The organism is Streptomyces sp. NBC_01334 (assembly GCF_035983595.1).
Taxonomy (GTDB): domain Bacteria; phylum Actinomycetota; class Actinomycetes; order Streptomycetales; family Streptomycetaceae; genus Streptomyces; species Streptomyces coriariae.
Window position 1 is genome coordinate 2,840,228 of the sequence record NZ_CP130718.1, and the last position, 14,418, is coordinate 2,854,645.

At 73.1% G+C, this 14,418-nt stretch carries 14 protein-coding genes; 6 read left to right on the plus strand and 8 right to left on the minus strand.

The window, feature by feature from the left end:
- Positions 1-110: 110 nt before the first annotated feature.
- The gene (locus OG736_RS12910) at positions 111-938 is read right to left on the minus strand and encodes a methyltransferase (RefSeq protein WP_327182558.1); all 828 of its coding nucleotides are present in this window, start codon (positions 936-938) and stop codon (positions 111-113) included.
- 189 nt (positions 939-1,127) lie between these two features.
- Positions 1,128-1,691 carry an SAV_6107 family HEPN domain-containing protein gene (locus tag OG736_RS12915; RefSeq protein WP_327182559.1) on the minus strand — a complete coding sequence of 188 codons (564 nt, stop codon included), beginning with the start codon at positions 1,689-1,691 and terminating at the stop codon, positions 1,128-1,130.
- 175 nt (positions 1,692-1,866) lie between these two features.
- On the opposite strand from OG736_RS12915, the gene OG736_RS12920 reads away from it, so the two are divergent.
- The 5 genes from OG736_RS12920 (at position 1,867) to OG736_RS12940 (ending at position 8,088) form a co-directional block, all read left to right on the plus strand.
- Positions 1,867-2,820, plus strand: coding sequence for an ATP-binding cassette domain-containing protein (locus OG736_RS12920; protein WP_327182560.1), 954 nt, complete (start codon positions 1,867-1,869; stop codon positions 2,818-2,820).
- Positions 2,792-4,876 carry a YhgE/Pip family protein gene (locus OG736_RS12925; RefSeq protein WP_327182561.1) on the plus strand — a complete coding sequence of 695 codons (2,085 nt, stop codon included), beginning with the start codon at positions 2,792-2,794 and terminating at the stop codon, positions 4,874-4,876. Before OG736_RS12920 ends, OG736_RS12925 begins: the two co-directional genes overlap by 29 nt.
- Before the next feature lie 44 nt (positions 4,877-4,920).
- A complete protein-coding gene (locus tag OG736_RS12930; protein WP_327182562.1) occupies positions 4,921-5,547 on the plus strand; it encodes a TetR/AcrR family transcriptional regulator in 627 nt (208 codons plus the stop codon).
- 412 nt (positions 5,548-5,959) lie between these two features.
- Complete coding sequence (locus tag OG736_RS12935) at positions 5,960-6,577, plus strand: DUF4126 domain-containing protein (protein ID WP_327182563.1); 618 nt, start codon at positions 5,960-5,962, stop codon at positions 6,575-6,577.
- A gap of 38 nt (positions 6,578-6,615) precedes the next feature.
- Entirely contained in the window at positions 6,616-8,088 is a 1,473-nt protein-coding gene (locus OG736_RS12940) for a phytoene desaturase family protein (protein ID WP_327182564.1), read from the plus strand.
- 58 nt (positions 8,089-8,146) lie between these two features.
- Here OG736_RS12940 and OG736_RS12945 read toward each other — a convergent pair whose 3' ends face one another.
- The 6 genes from OG736_RS12945 to OG736_RS12970 all read right to left on the minus strand — a co-directional run bounded on the left by OG736_RS12945 (position 8,147) and on the right by OG736_RS12970 (position 13,086).
- The gene (locus OG736_RS12945; RefSeq protein WP_327182565.1) at positions 8,147-9,184 is read right to left on the minus strand and encodes an SCO2102 family sporulation regulator; all 1,038 of its coding nucleotides are present in this window, start codon (positions 9,182-9,184) and stop codon (positions 8,147-8,149) included.
- Positions 9,185-9,240: 56 nt separating this feature from the next.
- Positions 9,241-10,164 (minus strand): methylenetetrahydrofolate reductase [NAD(P)H], encoded by a 924-nt coding sequence (metF, locus tag OG736_RS12950; RefSeq protein WP_314222645.1) that lies wholly within the window; start codon positions 10,162-10,164, stop codon positions 9,241-9,243.
- Between the two features lie 142 nt (positions 10,165-10,306).
- The gene (thiE, locus tag OG736_RS12955) at positions 10,307-10,954 is read right to left on the minus strand and encodes a thiamine phosphate synthase (protein ID WP_327182566.1); all 648 of its coding nucleotides are present in this window, start codon (positions 10,952-10,954) and stop codon (positions 10,307-10,309) included.
- 76 nt (positions 10,955-11,030) lie between these two features.
- Positions 11,031-11,396: an Rv2175c family DNA-binding protein gene (locus tag OG736_RS12960; RefSeq protein WP_054242848.1), complete on the minus strand. Its 366-nt coding sequence runs from the start codon at positions 11,394-11,396 to the stop codon at positions 11,031-11,033.
- Between the two features lie 59 nt (positions 11,397-11,455).
- Complete coding sequence (locus OG736_RS12965; RefSeq protein ID WP_327182567.1) at positions 11,456-12,703, minus strand: NAD(P)/FAD-dependent oxidoreductase; 1,248 nt, start codon at positions 12,701-12,703, stop codon at positions 11,456-11,458.
- Positions 12,704-12,735: 32 nt separating this feature from the next.
- Positions 12,736-13,086, minus strand: coding sequence for an avidin-fold protein (locus OG736_RS12970; RefSeq protein ID WP_327182568.1), 351 nt, complete (start codon positions 13,084-13,086; stop codon positions 12,736-12,738).
- Between the two features lie 160 nt (positions 13,087-13,246).
- On the opposite strand from OG736_RS12970, the gene thiO reads away from it, so the two are divergent.
- Complete coding sequence (gene thiO / locus OG736_RS12975; RefSeq protein ID WP_327182569.1) at positions 13,247-14,413, plus strand: glycine oxidase ThiO; 1,167 nt, start codon at positions 13,247-13,249, stop codon at positions 14,411-14,413.
- Positions 14,414-14,418: the final 5 nt, after the last annotated feature.

Genomic DNA, 14,418 nt, shown 5'->3' on the forward strand with positions numbered 1-14,418 from the left:
ATGCCGGGCGGTCTCCCTCGATCATACGGCGCACTGCGCCCGAACGGGGGGCCTGTGGCGTACTCCATGCGCTGCAGAGGCCCTGATCAGCGGTGCGCCCCAGGAGGCACTCAGCTCCCGTCGGCCCCCTGCGTCTCCCCCAGCACGTGAAGCTGGGTCGCCACGGAGTGGAAGGCGGCTAGTTCGGCGGCGGCCTCCTCCAGCTTCAGCAGGGCTTCCATGGCTCCGGGCTCGGTGTCCACGAGCACACCGGGGACGAGGTCGGCGAAGACCCGCACGCCGTGCACCGACCCGACCCGCAGGCCCGCGCCCTCGACCAGGGCGGTGAGCTGCTCGGCCGTGAAGCGGCGCGGCACCGGGTCGCCCTCGCCCCAACGGCCGTCCGGGCCGGTGAGGGCCTGCCGGGCCTCCTTGAAGCGGCCGGCGAGGGCGCGCGCGAGAACGGCTCCGCCGAGTCCGGCGGCGAGCAGACTGAGGACGCCGCCGGAGCGCAGCGCGGCCACCACGTTGCGGACGCCCTCGGCCGGGTCGTCCACGTACTCCAGGACTCCGTGGCACAGGACGACGTCGTAGCCGCCCCGTTCGACCACGTCGAAGAGCCCGTGGGCGTCGCCCTGGACGCCCTTCACGCGATCGGCGACGCCGGCCTCGGCGGTGCGGCGCTCCAGGGCGAACAGCGCGTTGGGGCTGGGGTCGACGACGGTGACCCGGTGCCCGAGGAGGGCGACGGGCACCGCGAAGTTCCCGCTGCCGCCGCCGGTGTCGAGGACGTCGAGCGACTCACGCCCGGTCGTCTTGACCCGGCGCTCGAGGGCGTCCTGAAGGACCTCCCAGACCACGGCCGTACGGAGAGCGGCGCGGGGCCGAGGGGGGTCGGAGCGTAGCGGCGTCGGGTGCGGGCTGTGGTGGGAGACGGGCGGGCGCATCGGGTCCGACACGGCAGTTGACTCCTCGGCACGGCACCGCCTCTTGCGCGGCGGAGCGAACGGGCTGCCTTCCCGGCCCGATCCGACCCGGCCCGGTGCGGGCGGGGCAGGGTGGGCGGAGGCAAGGCTTCAGGCGCCTTCCACCCTATTGCCTCCGGCGCCTTTGCCCGGTCACGGTGGTGCGCCCCGGCGGCGGGCATGTCAGCCCGCGTCCGGCAGGTCGCGTCCCGCACCGGAGCCGTCCGGGTCCTCCCCCTCCTGGCGCGGCTGCGGCAGGACCGGCTGGAGCACCAGCATGCGTTCGACGAGGCGGAGGAACATCGCCACGTCGCGTATCAGGTCGTCGGCGTCCCGGCGGTTGGCCGCGCCCTGGATGCCCGCCTCGGCCCGGGCACGGCGCCGGGCCCCGGAGGCGAACAACGCGCTCCACTCGGTGAGTTCGGGCGCTATCTCGGGGAGCACTTCCCAGGCGCTCCGGATGCGGGCCCGGCGGCGCGGGGCGGGATCGGGGCGGCCCCGGGCGGCGAGCACGGCCGCCGCGGTGCGCAGGGCGGCCAGATGCGCCGTGGCGTAGCGCTCGTTGGGGGTTTCGAGGACGGCCGCCTCGTCCAGCCCGGCGCGGGCCTGGGCGAGCAGGTCGAGGGCGGCGGGCGGGGCCGTGGTGCGGCGCAGCACGGGGTGCACATCGCTCGCCGGGCCGTTCAGTGAGGGGGCAGGGCCGGCGGCGCGGCGCCGGTTTGCGGCGGCTGCGTGGTAGGTGGCCATGACGAACCTCCTGTCGTCTGTGTGACGGCACGCCCTGATACGGGTTGCCGTATGTGCCCATCGTGGGGTATGGCACTGACAATCCGTTCTGACCTGGGCTTTTGCTTCGATCGAAGGTTCGGGCTAGTTTTTGCACTGACCAGTCAGTTCAAATAGTCGTCAATCAGGGGGACCTGTGGACGGAGTCGGTGTCACCGCCGACGGCTTCGGGCTCCGAGGCCCTCGCGGATGGGCGTTCCGGGGCGTCGGCCTCGACGCGGAGCCGGGCTCGTTGATCGCCGTCGAGGGGCCGTCCGGCTCCGGGCGGACCAGTCTGCTGCTCGCCCTCACCGGGCGGATGAAGGCCACCGAGGGGACGGCGACCGTGGGCGGGGCACGGCTGCCGAAGCAACTGGCCGCCGTGCGGCGCGTCAGCGCGCTCGCGCACGTCGCCGGGGTCACCGACCTCGACCCGGCCCTGACCGTCGGGGAGCACCTGCGCGAACGGGCGCTGCTGGAGCGGCGGTTCGGCGGCCCCGTACGGGAGTTGCTGCGACCGCGCGCCGAGCGGGCGGCCGAGGTGGGGCTGCGGATCGACACCGCGCTCGCCGCCGCCGGGCTCGACCGGGAGGCCCTGCCCAAGGGGTCGCGGACCGCCGTCCGGGATCTGGAGCGCCTCGAAGCGCTGCGGCTGTCCGTGGCGCTGGCGCTCATCGGACGCCCCGGGCTGCTCGGTGTCGACGACATCGACCTGAAGCTCACGGACGCCGAGCGGGAGGAGGTCTGGGCGCTGCTCGGATCCCTCGCCGAGGCGGGGACGACCGTCCTCGCGGTGTGCGGCGAGGCCCCCGAGGGCACGGTCACGGTCTCCACCGGCCCGCAGGCCGCCCCGCTCGACCGGGAGGACGCCGACGAGGCCCCTGACCGGGAGGACGCCGACGAGGCCCCTGACCGGAAGGACGCCGACGAGGCCCGTGGCCAGAAGGACGGCATCGAGGCCTCCGACGAGCCCGCCGCCGGATCCGCCCGAAAGACGGCCAGGTCCACCGAGTCCAGTGAGCCCACCGAGCCCACCGAGTCCACCGAGCCCACCGGGTCCGAGCAGGAAGAGGAGAAGACGGATGCGATCGCCGAGACTGGCCGCGCTTGAGCTGCGGCGCTTCGGCCGGGGCAAACTCCCCCGGGCGGCCCTCGTCGCGCTCCTGCTGCTGCCCCTGCTGTACGGCGCGCTGTACCTGTGGTCCTTCTGGGACCCGTACGGCCGCCTGGACCGCATTCCCGTGGCACTCGTGAACGACGACAAGGGCGCCACCGCCGACGGCAAGAGGATCACCGCCGGGGACGACATCACCAAGGGCCTGCGCGACAGCGAGGTCTTCGACTGGCACGAGGTGAGTGCCGCCGAAGCACGCGCGGGCGTGGAGGACGGCAGGTACTACCTGTCGCTGACCATGCCGGCCGACTTCAGCGGACGGATCGCCTCCAGCGCGGGCGACTCGCCCGAGACGAGCGCCCTCCAGGTGCGCACCAACGACGCCAACAACTACATCGTCGGGCAGATCTCGCGAACGGTCTTCAGCGAGGTGCGTACGGCCGCGTCCACGAAGACCTCGCGGTCCTTCCTGGACAAGATCTTCGTCTCCTTCTCCGACATCCACGGGGCGACCGCGAAGGCCGCCGACGGGGCCGACGACCTCACCGGCGGCATCGGCAAGGCCGAGAAGGGCTCCAAGGACCTCGCCGACGGGCTGAGCGACGCCAAGGACGGCAGCGGCAAGCTGGCGAAGGGCCTGAAGAAGCTCGACAAGGGCGCCGACGACCTGGAGGACGGTTCGCAGAAGGTCGCGGACGGCACCCAGACGCTCGCCGACAAGGTCAACGGGGTCGCCGACACGCTGGGGCCCTTCGTCAAGGACAACGAGAAGACCATCGGGGACACCGCCCAACTGGTCGCCGACTCGGCCAAGGTGATCCGCGACAACCTCGCCACCCTGGTCAAGCTGGCGCCGACCGCCGCCGAGGGCGCCCACACGGCCTCGGACACCCTCGCCGCCGTCCACAAGGCGCGCTGCGAGACGCCGGTACTGCCCGACCCGGCGTGCGCCGACCTCAAGAAGGCCAAGGACGCGGCCGCCGACGTGGCGAAGGTCGCCGACGACCTCAACACGCTGATCGCCGACCAGGACGGCGACCTGAAGACGCTCCGCACGAACCTCGCCACCCTCCAGAAGCAGGCGCAGTCGCTCGCCGACAGCGCCCCGCACCTCTCCGAGGACCTCGACGACGCCGTGACCAAGGTCAACGCACTCAACACGGGCGCCGCGAAGGTCGCCAAGGGTGCCAAGAAGCTGCACACCGGGCTCGGCACGGCCAAGACGGGGTCGGTCGACCTCGACGAGGGTGTCACCAAGCTCGAGACGGGCGCCCAGGACCTCAACGGCGGCATCTTCAAGCTCTCCGACGGCTCCGGAAAGCTCGCCGACGGCCTGCACGACGGTGCCGAACAGATCCCCGACTACGACACGCAGCAGCGCGACGCGCGCACCGCCGTCATGGCCGACCCCGTGCAGCTCGCCTCCAAGGACCTGCACAAGGCGCCCAACTACGGCACCGGCTTCGCCCCGTACTTCATCCCGCTGTCGCTGTGGGTGGGCGCGATGGTGGCGTACATGCTGATCGCGCCGATGAACCGGCGCGCACTCGCCGCGGGCGCCCCGGCGTGGCGGATCGCGCTGGCGGGCTGGCTGCCGGTGGTCGCGATCGGGGTGCTCCAGACGACCGCCCTGATGGCCGTGCTGCACTGGGCGATCGGCCTGGAGATGGCAAGGGCGGCCGGCACGGTGGGCTTCCTGTTCCTGGTGACGGCGTGCTTCGCCGCCCTCGTGCAGTGGCTCAACGCGCGCTTCGGGGCAGCGGGCCGCATCCTCGTACTCGCCCTGCTCATGCTGCAGTTGACGTCGGCGGGCGGCACCTATCCGGTGCAGACCAGCCCCGGCTTCTTCAACGCGATCCACCCCTACCTGCCGATGAGTCACGTCGTCGACGCGCTCAGGAGGCTCATCACGGGCGGCGGCCTGACACCGGTGTGGCACGCGTGCGTGGTGCTCGTCGCCTTCACCGCGGGCGCCCTCGCGCTGACCGCCCTGTCGGCGCGCCGCCGCCAGGTGTGGACACTGGACCGGCTGCACCCGGAGCTGAGCCTGTGAGGATCCGGCGTCCGGCGGGCCGGGTTCCTGTGACAATCAGGACCATGGAAAGCAGCACCACCCCGGGCGGCAGCACCCGCCGCGAGGCCACCCGGCAGAAGCTCTACGAGGCAGCCGTCACGCTCATCGCCGAGCAGGGCTTCTCCGCGACGACCGTGGACGAGATCGCCGAACGGGCCGGCGTCGCGAAGGGCACGGTCTACTACAACTTCGCGAGCAAGTCGGTCCTCTTCGAGGAACTGCTGAGGCACGGCGTGGGCCTCCTCACCGCCTCGCTGCGGGAGGCGGCCGAGCGCACCGCGCGGAGCGGCGGCAGCAAGGTCGACGCCCTGGACGCGATGGTCCGCGCGGGCCTCGTCTTCATCGACCGCTACCCGTCCTTCACCCAGCTCTACGTGGCCGAGCTGTGGCGCACCAACCGTGCCTGGCAGTCCACCCTCATGGTGGTCCGGCAGGAGGCGGTGGCCGTCGTCGAGGGGGTGCTGCGCGAGGGCGTCGAGAACGGCGAGTTCAGCGACGAGATCGATGTCCCGCTGACGGCGGCCGCTCTGGTCGGCATGGTGCTGGTGGCCGCGCTGGACTGGCAGGCCTTCCAGCCGGAGCGCTCCCTGGACGACGTCCACTCGGCGCTGTCCCGGCTGCTCCAGGGACGGGTGAGCGGTCACCGGTAGCCCACGCGCGCGTGGTGCGGGGCTGAACCGCGCCACGCGCGCGTGGGCACGAGGAAGCGCCGGTCCGCGGTGGCCCCGTCCCCCGTGGGCCGCCTCGAACCGGCGCTTCCTCGTGCTCCCCCGTTCCCCCTGTTCCCCCGTTCCCTCCCCCGTTCGGTCGTTCCCCCGGGGTGCCCCCCGCGCCTCGCTCCCGCCGAACCGGCCGGCGGAAGGAGCGGATCGAGGGCCGCTCCGTTCCGGCGCCCCGTGTCGCCGGTGCCGGAGCCGCTCCTCTTTCCGTGCCACCACTCTCTCGTTAGCGCAGGTCCGCCCCCATCCGCGCGCGTACTCAACTCACCCACTAGGTACGCGTACTCAGCTCTGCGCACTCATCCCCAGGACGCCGCGCGGCCGACTGGTTACGATCGCGTCCGTGTCCGTACTCCCCCTTGTGTTCACCAGCGGCTGGGCCAGCGGCATCAACGCCTACGCGGTGGTGCTGCTGCTCGGCGTGTTCGGCGCGACCGGGCTGAGCGAAGACGTCCCCGAGACCCTCCAGCGGCCCGAGGTGCTCATCGCCGCAGGCCTCCTGTTCCTCTGCGAGGCGGTCGCCGACAAGATCCCGTACGTGGACTCCGCGTGGGACACCGTGCACACGGTCGTCAGGCCGGCGGCGGGAGCCTGGGTCGGGGCGGTGCTCGCCGGGCAGAGCGGTTCGCTCTCCGACGCGGCGGCGGGCCTGCTCGGCGGTTCGACGGCGCTGGCCAGCCACGCCGTCAAGGCCGGCACCCGGATGGCGGTGAACTCCTCGCCCGAGCCGTTCAGCAACGTGGTCGTGAGCCTGGCCGAGGATCTCGGGGTCGCCGGGATCGTGACGTTCGCGATGTTCCACCCGGAAGCGGCCGCGATCATCGCGGGGGCCCTGCTGCTGGCCGGTCTGGCGGTCCTCTTCCTCCTCGTCTCGCGGATCCGCCGGTTCCTGCGGCGCAGGGCGCAGCGGCGGGAGGAACGCCGGCTCGCCCGGCTCCCGTGGCCGCCGCCACCGGGCTGACGGCGTGGCTGTCGGTGGCGGCCGATAAAGTCGCAGGCATGGCAGGGATTGCGGTGATCGGCGCCGGCATGGGCGCGCTGACGGCGGCCGCCCGGCTGGCCGTCGCGGGCCATCGGGTGACGGTGTACGAGCGTACGCAGACGTACGGCGGAGCGGTGCGCCGCTTCGAACGGGACGGGTTCGGTTTCGACACCGGTCCCGGTCTGCTGCCCCTTCCCGCCGTCTACCGCGACCTCTTCGTCAAGACCGGCAAGGAGCCGCTGGAGGCCTGCGTCGAGCTGGTCCAGGTCGATCCGTCCGCACGACACGTCTTCGCGGACGGCACCGAGGTGGCGCTGCCGAACGCCTCGCGGGCAGGGGTCGTCGCGGCACTGGACGCGGCACTCGGGGCGCCGGCCGGGCAGCGCTGGGGCGACTTCCTGGTCCGGGCCCGCGAAGCCTGGGACCGCACCCGCCGTCCGCTCCTGGAGGAGCCCCTGTGGGACGACTGGTCGGTGCTGGCGGCCCGCGAGCCCTACCCGGCGGTCCCGCACAAGCGCCTGCTGCGCACCCGTCGGGCGGGCACCCTCGCCGAGGTCGGCGCCTGGGAGCTGCGTGACCCCCGGCTCACCGCGCTGCTCGAGGGCCACGCGCTCGCGTACGGCCTGGACCCGCGGGTCACCCCGGCGAGCGCGGCCGTGCTGCCGTACATGGAGCACGCCTTCGGCACCTGGTACGTACGCGGGGGGATGCGGGAGCTGGCCCGCGCGGTCCACGAGCGGTGTCTGGCCCGGCGGGTGGAGTTCGTCTTCGGCGCCGAGGTCATCCGGATCCTGGAGAAGGACGGCCGGGCGGTGGGCGTGGAACTCGCCGACGGCGAGGTGCGGGATGCGGACTTCGTGGTCGCCCCCGGCAGCACCGGCGGTCTGCCCGCCCGCGCGGACGGCGAGGTCGCTCCCCAGCAGAGCCTGCCGAGCCGGCTGGCCGTACTGCTCGCGCTGCGCGGCGCCCGGCCGGAGGGGACCGCGCACCGGACGGCGGTGCACTCGCAGGACCGTGACGGCGAGTTGGAGAGCCTCTTCGGTACGGCGCCGTCAGTGCCCGCGCGACCGACGGTGACGGTCCTGCGGCCCGACGACCCGGCCCTGGTCCCGGACGGCGCCCACGAGGCGGTCACGCTCGGTGCGGTGGTGCCCGCGGGCGCGGAGATTCACGAGGCACACGTGGACGCGCTGGTCGCGGCCGCCGAACGAGCCGTCCCCGGTCTGCGCGACCGCGTCCTGTGGCGCGAGGTGCGCACCCCCGCCGACATCGCGCGGGAGACCGGCGCGGCGGGCGGGGCGGTCCCGGCGCCGGCACTGGCCGCGGCCGGGGGGCGGCTGCTGCATCCCGCCAACTCCACGGGCCTGCAAGGGCTGTTCACGGTCGGCGGCTGGTCACACCCGGGCGGCGGACTGCCGCACGCGGGCATGTCGGGTGCGCTGGTGTCCGGGCTGATCGTGGAGGGCCCGCGGTTCCGAGGCTCGCAGTGAGCCGCCGAGGTTCCCGGCGGCGACCCCGACAGCAGGCGTTCCCGGGAGGACGCGGCCGTCAGAACCGATACTGCTCGTCGTAGCCGGTGCCCTGGCCGTGGCCCTGCTGCTGGCCGTCGCCCTGGTACGGGTACTGCTGCTGCTCGGGCGGGAGTTCGCCGCCCAGCGGGTCGTCGGTGCTGCGCTGCTGCGGGACCCAGACGCCGCCCGCCGGGGTCTCCCCGTAGCCGCCGGTGCCGTACTGCTCCTGGCTGTAGCCCTGCTGCCCGTACTGCTGCTGGCCGTAGCCGGCGTCGTAGGAGCCGCCGCCGTAGGTCTGGGTGCCGATGTACGGGTCGGAGTAGGCGGCGTACTGCTGCTCGCCGGTGGCGTCGTAGCCGTACTGCTGCTGGTGGTACCCGGAGTACGTGTCGTACCCGTAGTTCTGGTCCGTGCCCTGGGCGGCCGTCGCGTACTGGTCCTGGGGCTGGCCCTGCGACTGGTCCTGGCCGCCCGCGGCCGCGTACGCGGTGTCGCTGTATATGCCGTAGGAGCCGGTGTCGTCGGGCAGGGGCTGCGGCTCGTACACGGACGTGGTCTCGGCCGCCGAGGGATCGGTGCTGCGGGCCGCGGGCGTGAAGACGTCGTCGCGGTCGTAGTCGTCGTCGCCGAAGGCGTTCTTGTCGCCGAAGGCGTTCCTGTCCTGGCCGAACGCCACGTCGTCGGTGCCGTACTGCGAATCGGCGCCGATACCGGCCTCGCCCGCCTCCAGGCCGGAGACCTCGAGCGTCGGGTCCTTGCGCTCGGCCTTGCCGCGGCGCCGCTTGGTGACGGCACCGCCCTCACCGTCCGTGTCCGCGTCCCCGCGCCGGAAGGCCCAGCCCTCGGCGAAGCCGCGCCGGAACGACAGCGTGACGTAGGTCTGGCCGACCGCGAAGGCGGCCGCGCCCAGTGCGATGACGATGACCGACGGGATCAGGACACCGAGAACCACGCCGAGGAAGCCGACGAAGGCCAGCAACCGCCAGCGCAGCCGCGCCTTGTACTGCAGCAGAACCTCGCCGAGCAGCCACAGCGCGACAAAGCCAAACGCGATGTAGAGGACCGTCCAGCCCATGTACGCCCCTCTCCCAGTGGCCGCTACGCAGTGTGTCGTATGTGAATGCGACCGGTCTAGGCCTGCGGCGGATGGTGCAGGCCCAGGTTCTCGTAGATTTCCAGCGTCGCCGTGGAGTTGTTGAGCGTGATGAAGTGCAGTCCGGGCACTCCCTCGGCCAGCAGCCGTGCGCAGAACTCCGTGGCGAAGTCGATGCCAATGGAGCGTACAGCGGCCGGATCGTCTTTGGCTGTGAGGATCCGCTCTTTCAGGGCGGCCGGGAAGTGGGCGTTGCTGAGCTTGGGCAGGCTCTCCAGCATCTTCACACTCGTCACCGGCAGGACCTCGGGGATGACCGGAGTCACACAGCCCGCCGCCTCGACGCGGTCGCGCAGCCGCAGATACGACTCGGGCTCGAAGAACATCTGCGTGATGGCGTAGTCGGCGCCGGCCCGGCACTTGTCGACGAAGTGCGTGACGTCCGTGTCCCAGTCGCCGGAGCGCGGGTGCATCTCGGGGAAGGCCGCGACACCCACGCAGAAGTCGCCCGACTCCTTGATGAGCCGGACGAGTTCGGCGGCGTACGTCAGGCCCTGGGGGTGCGGTACCCACGCGCCCATGGGGTCGCCGGGCGGGTCGCCGCGCACGGCGAGCATGTTGCGGATCCCGGCGTCGGCGTACTGGCCGATGATGTTGCGCAGCTCGGCGATGGAGTGGTCCACGGCAGTGAGGTGCGCGACCGGCGTGAGGGTGGTGTCGACGACGATCTGCTGGGTCTCCCTGACCGTGGTCGCCCGGGTGGAGCCGCCGGCACCGTACGTCACCGAGACGAAGTCAGGGGCGACCGCCTCGACCCGGCGCAGCGCGTTCCACAGGCTCCGCTCACCCTTCGGCGTCTTCGGCGCGTAGAACTCGAACGAGTACGTCGTCTTGCCGGTCGCCAGGATGTCGCGCACGGTGCGCGCGCGGTCCGTCCTGGTGGATGCGGTTCCTAGGGCCATACCCGCAGGTTAGCCAGGGGTGGGCGGTCCCCCAACCCGATGCGGGAAATTTGCCCGGATTGTCGACTTGTTGTCCACCCCTTGGGACAGCCGTACCAGACGTGTCGGCCGTGCCGGAAGTACCGGCCCGGGGCCGGCCGGATCACGCCTCGCGCAGCCGCTTCGCGAACTCCGCCGCCGCGGCACCCGGGTCGTCCGCGTCCGTGATCGCCCGGACGACGACGACCCGGCGGGCACCCGCCGCCAGTACCTCGTCCAGGTTGCCGAGGTCGATGCCGCCGATGGCGAACCAGGGGCGGTCGGTGCCGAGGGCGGCCGTGCGCCGTACCAGGTCGAGGCCGGGGGCGGGCCGGCCGGGCTTGGTGGGGGTGGGCCAGCACGGGCCCGTGCAGAAGTAGTCGACGCCCTCCTGGACGGCGGCGGCCCCGGCCTCCGCCTCCGAGTGCGTGGAGCGGCCGACGAGGACCTCCTCGCCGAGGATCGCGCGGGCCGCGGGGACCGGCAGGTCGCCCTGGCCGAGGTGGAGCACGTCGGCGGCGGCCGCGTGCGCGACGTCCGCGCGGTCGTTGACCGCGAGCAGCTTGCCGTGCCGGGCGCAGGCGTCGGCGAAGACCTCGAGGTGCTCCAGCTCCTCGGCCGCCTCGATGCCCTTGTCGCGCAGCTGGACGATGTCGACACCGCCCGCGAGGACCGCGTCCAGGAACTCCGGGAGGTCGCCCTGGCGGGTGCGGGCGTCCGTGCAGAGGTACAGCAGGGCGTCGGCCAGGCCGGTGCGGGCGGTGTCGGGCATACGAAGGTCCCCCAGTGCGGTGGCGTACGGGAGCGAGCGCCCCCGTACGCCGCGTGTGTCGGTTCGAATACGCGGGTCAGACGGCGAGCGCCTGGGCGCGGCGCTTCACCTCCGTGCCGCGATTCTCACTCAGGGCCTGCGCGGGGGTGCCCGGCAGGCTCGGGTCGGGGGTGAAGAGCCACTCGAGCATCTCTTCGTCCTTGAAGCCGTCGTCCCGCAGCAGGGTCAGGGTCCCGACCAGGCCCTTCACCACCTTGTCCTCGTCGATGAAGGCGGCGGGGATGTGCAGCGCGCGGTTCTCGCCTCGGCGTACGGCGATGAGCTGTCCGTCCTTGATCAGCTGCCGGACGCGGATCACGTCGACATCGAGCATCTCCGCGATGTCGGGCACGGTGAGCCAGGCGGGGACGAGAGCATCGGTCTTTGCGTCAATCTCGGTCACGGGAACAAGCCTGCCATCTGCCGCTGACAGTCGGAAACCGGGCCGGTCCGACCAGGCGCTCAGGCCGCCGCCGTCGCCGCCTTCAGCGGCCTCGCCGGATCCGCGAGGAGCCGCGGGTTCATGGGCGTGCCCGCCTGGATCAGCCGCTTGCCCTGGGCGAGGTCGCGCGCCCTGCCCACGGCCAGCAGGGCGACCAGCCGGTCCCCGCGCAGCCAGCACACCGACCAGGCCGGTCCCGACGGGTCGCCGCGCCACAGCACGCGGTCGGCGTCGGCGTGGTGTCCGGCGTACTGGACGAAGCGGCCGAACTGCTCGGACCAGAAGTACGGGACGGGGTCGTAGACGGCAAGGGGTTCGTCGGTGGCGGCGCCGACGATGTTCGCCGCGACCGTGCGCGGTCCCTGGAGGGCGTTGTCCCAGTGATGCACGAGGAGCCGCTCGCCGTACCGCCCCGAGGGGAAGGAGGCGCAGTCGCCGACCGCGTACACATCGGGCACGGAGGTCCGCAGATGGACGTCGGCCACGACCTCACGGTGGGCGCCGAGCGCGACGCCGGAGCCGGCCAGCCAGGCGGTGGCGGGGCGGGCGCCGATGCCCACCACGACGGCGCCGGCGGGCAGCCGGGACCCGTCGTCCAGGACGACCGCACCGGGCTCGACGCGCTCCACGCGCGCGTGGGTGCGCAGCTCGATGCCGCTGTCGGCGTACCAGGCGGTCATCGGGGCGGCGACCTCGGAGGGCAGGGCCCCGGCCAGCGGCCGGTCGGCGGCCTCGACGACGGTGACCGCGCAGCCGGCCTCCCGCGCGGCCGTGGCGAACTCGGCGCCGATCCAGCCGGCGCCGACGACCACGATGTCGTGCTGCCGGGCGAGTACGGGCCGCAGCCGTTCGGCGTCGTCCAGGGTGCGCAGCAGATGCACGCCGGGCACGCCCTCGGCGCCGGGCAGCCGGATCGGTTCGGCACCGGTGGCGAGGACGAGGACGTCGTAGGGGACGGGCCCGGCCTCGGTGTCCAGCTCGTGGTCGGCGGGTCGAAGGCCGCCGACCTCACGGCCGAGCACCAGCTCGATGCCGAGGCCCTCGAAGTCGACGTCGAAGGCGGAGCCCTCGGCGTTGCCGAGCAGGACGGCCTTGGACAGCGGGGGCCGGTCGTAGGGCTGGTGGGGCTCCGCGCCGATCAGCGTCACCGTGCCGTCGAAGCCCTGCTCACGCAGGGCCACGGCGGTCTGCACCCCGGCCATGCCCGCGCCGACGACCACCACGCGCCGCCCGGACGGACCGCCTTCTTCCTGCCTCTGCTCGCTCACCTGATCACCTTAGGCGGCTGACGAATCGTCAGTCAGCCGTCGTGCGCCGTGACCTGCTCCACAACGCTGGTGCCGCTGCCCTCCTGCGACTCCCACGCCCAGCTCTCCTCGAGCCGCATCCGTCCGTCCTCCAGCTCCACGACCGTCGAGACGCAGTGCCCCGAGGACGTCGTCCCGTCGTGCTTGAGCTGTACGTACCGGAAGTCGAGCCGGTCCCCTTCCCGGGTACCCACGAGATGCCCGCGTACGACGTCACCGCCCGCGTACTCCGCCCAGATCTCGCCGCCGCGCTCGTGGTACGTGAAGCGGGTGCGGGTGCCGACCTGGCCCGGGGCCTGGTCGGCGACGGGCGCGAGGACGAGGCCGTCCAACGAGCGGGGCATGACGAAAGGCTCCCTTACAGAGGCGCCGGACCACGGGCTAGGGTGGCCAACCTAGAGCACACGCGGGAGTCCGGACGCACCGGGCTGAGAGGGAGGCTGGCGGCCTCCGACCGTCGAACCTGATCCGGGTCATGCCGGCGAAGGGAGGGGCTGGACGCCCATGTCGTCTCCACGTACGTCAGACGTCCTCGTCATCGGGGGCGGGATCATCGGGCTGGTCACGGCCTGGCGGGCCGCGCAGCGCGGCTTCGCCACGGCCGTGGTCGACCCGGCGCCGGGCGGCGGAGCCGCCCAGGTGGCGGCCGGGATGCTGGCCGCCGTCACCGAACTGCACCACGGCGAGCAGACCCTGCTCGGCCTCAACCTGGCCTCCGCCCGCCGCTATCCGGAGTTCGCGGCCGAGCTGACGGAGCTGACCGGCCACGACCTCGGCTACCGGCGCTGCGGCACGCTCGCGGTCGCGCTGGACTCCGACGACCGCGCCCATCTGCGCGAACTGCACGCGCTTCAGCAGCAGTCGGGGCTGGAGTCGGAGTGGCTGTCCGGGCGTGAGTGCCGGCGCCTGGAGCCGCTGCTGGCGCCCGGGGTGCGGGGCGGGCTGCGGGTCGACGGCGACCATCAGATCGACCCGCGGCGGCTGACCGCGGCGCTGGTGGCCGCGTGCGAGCGGGCCGGGGTGGCCTTCCACCGCGTACGGGCCGAGCGGCTGTCCGTCGTGGGCGGGCGCGCCACGGGGGTCGTCACGCGGGACGGTACGGCCCTGGAGGCGGGGCAGGTGGTGCTCGCCGGCGGCAGCCTGAGCGGACGGCTCGCGGGGGTGCCGCAGGACGTGCTGCCTCCCGTACGGCCGGTGAAGGGCCAGGTGCTGCGGCTGACCGTGCCGCCGCGGTACGCGCCGTTCCTGAGCCGGACCGTGCGGGCCGTGGTGCGCGGCAGCCAGGTCTACCTGGTCCCCCGGGAGAACGGCGAGCTGGTCGTGGGCGCCACCAGCGAGGAGCTGGGCTGGGACACCACGGTGACGGCGGGGGGCGTGTACGAGTTGCTGCGCGACGCCCATGAGCTGGTCCCGGGGATCACCGAGCTGCCGCTCACGGAGACGCGCGCGGGGCTGCGGCCCGGGTCCCCGGACAACGCGCCGCTTCTCGGGCCGACGGAGCTGGCGGGGTTGCTGCTGGCCACCGGCCACTACCGCAACGGCGTGCTGCTGACGCCGGTGACGGGTGACGCGATGGCGCACGCGCTGGCCACCGGGGAGCTCCCGGACGAGGCCCGTCCCTTCACGCCCCGGCGCTTCGGCGCCACCGCACTCTCGGAGCAGCCCGCATGAACGCC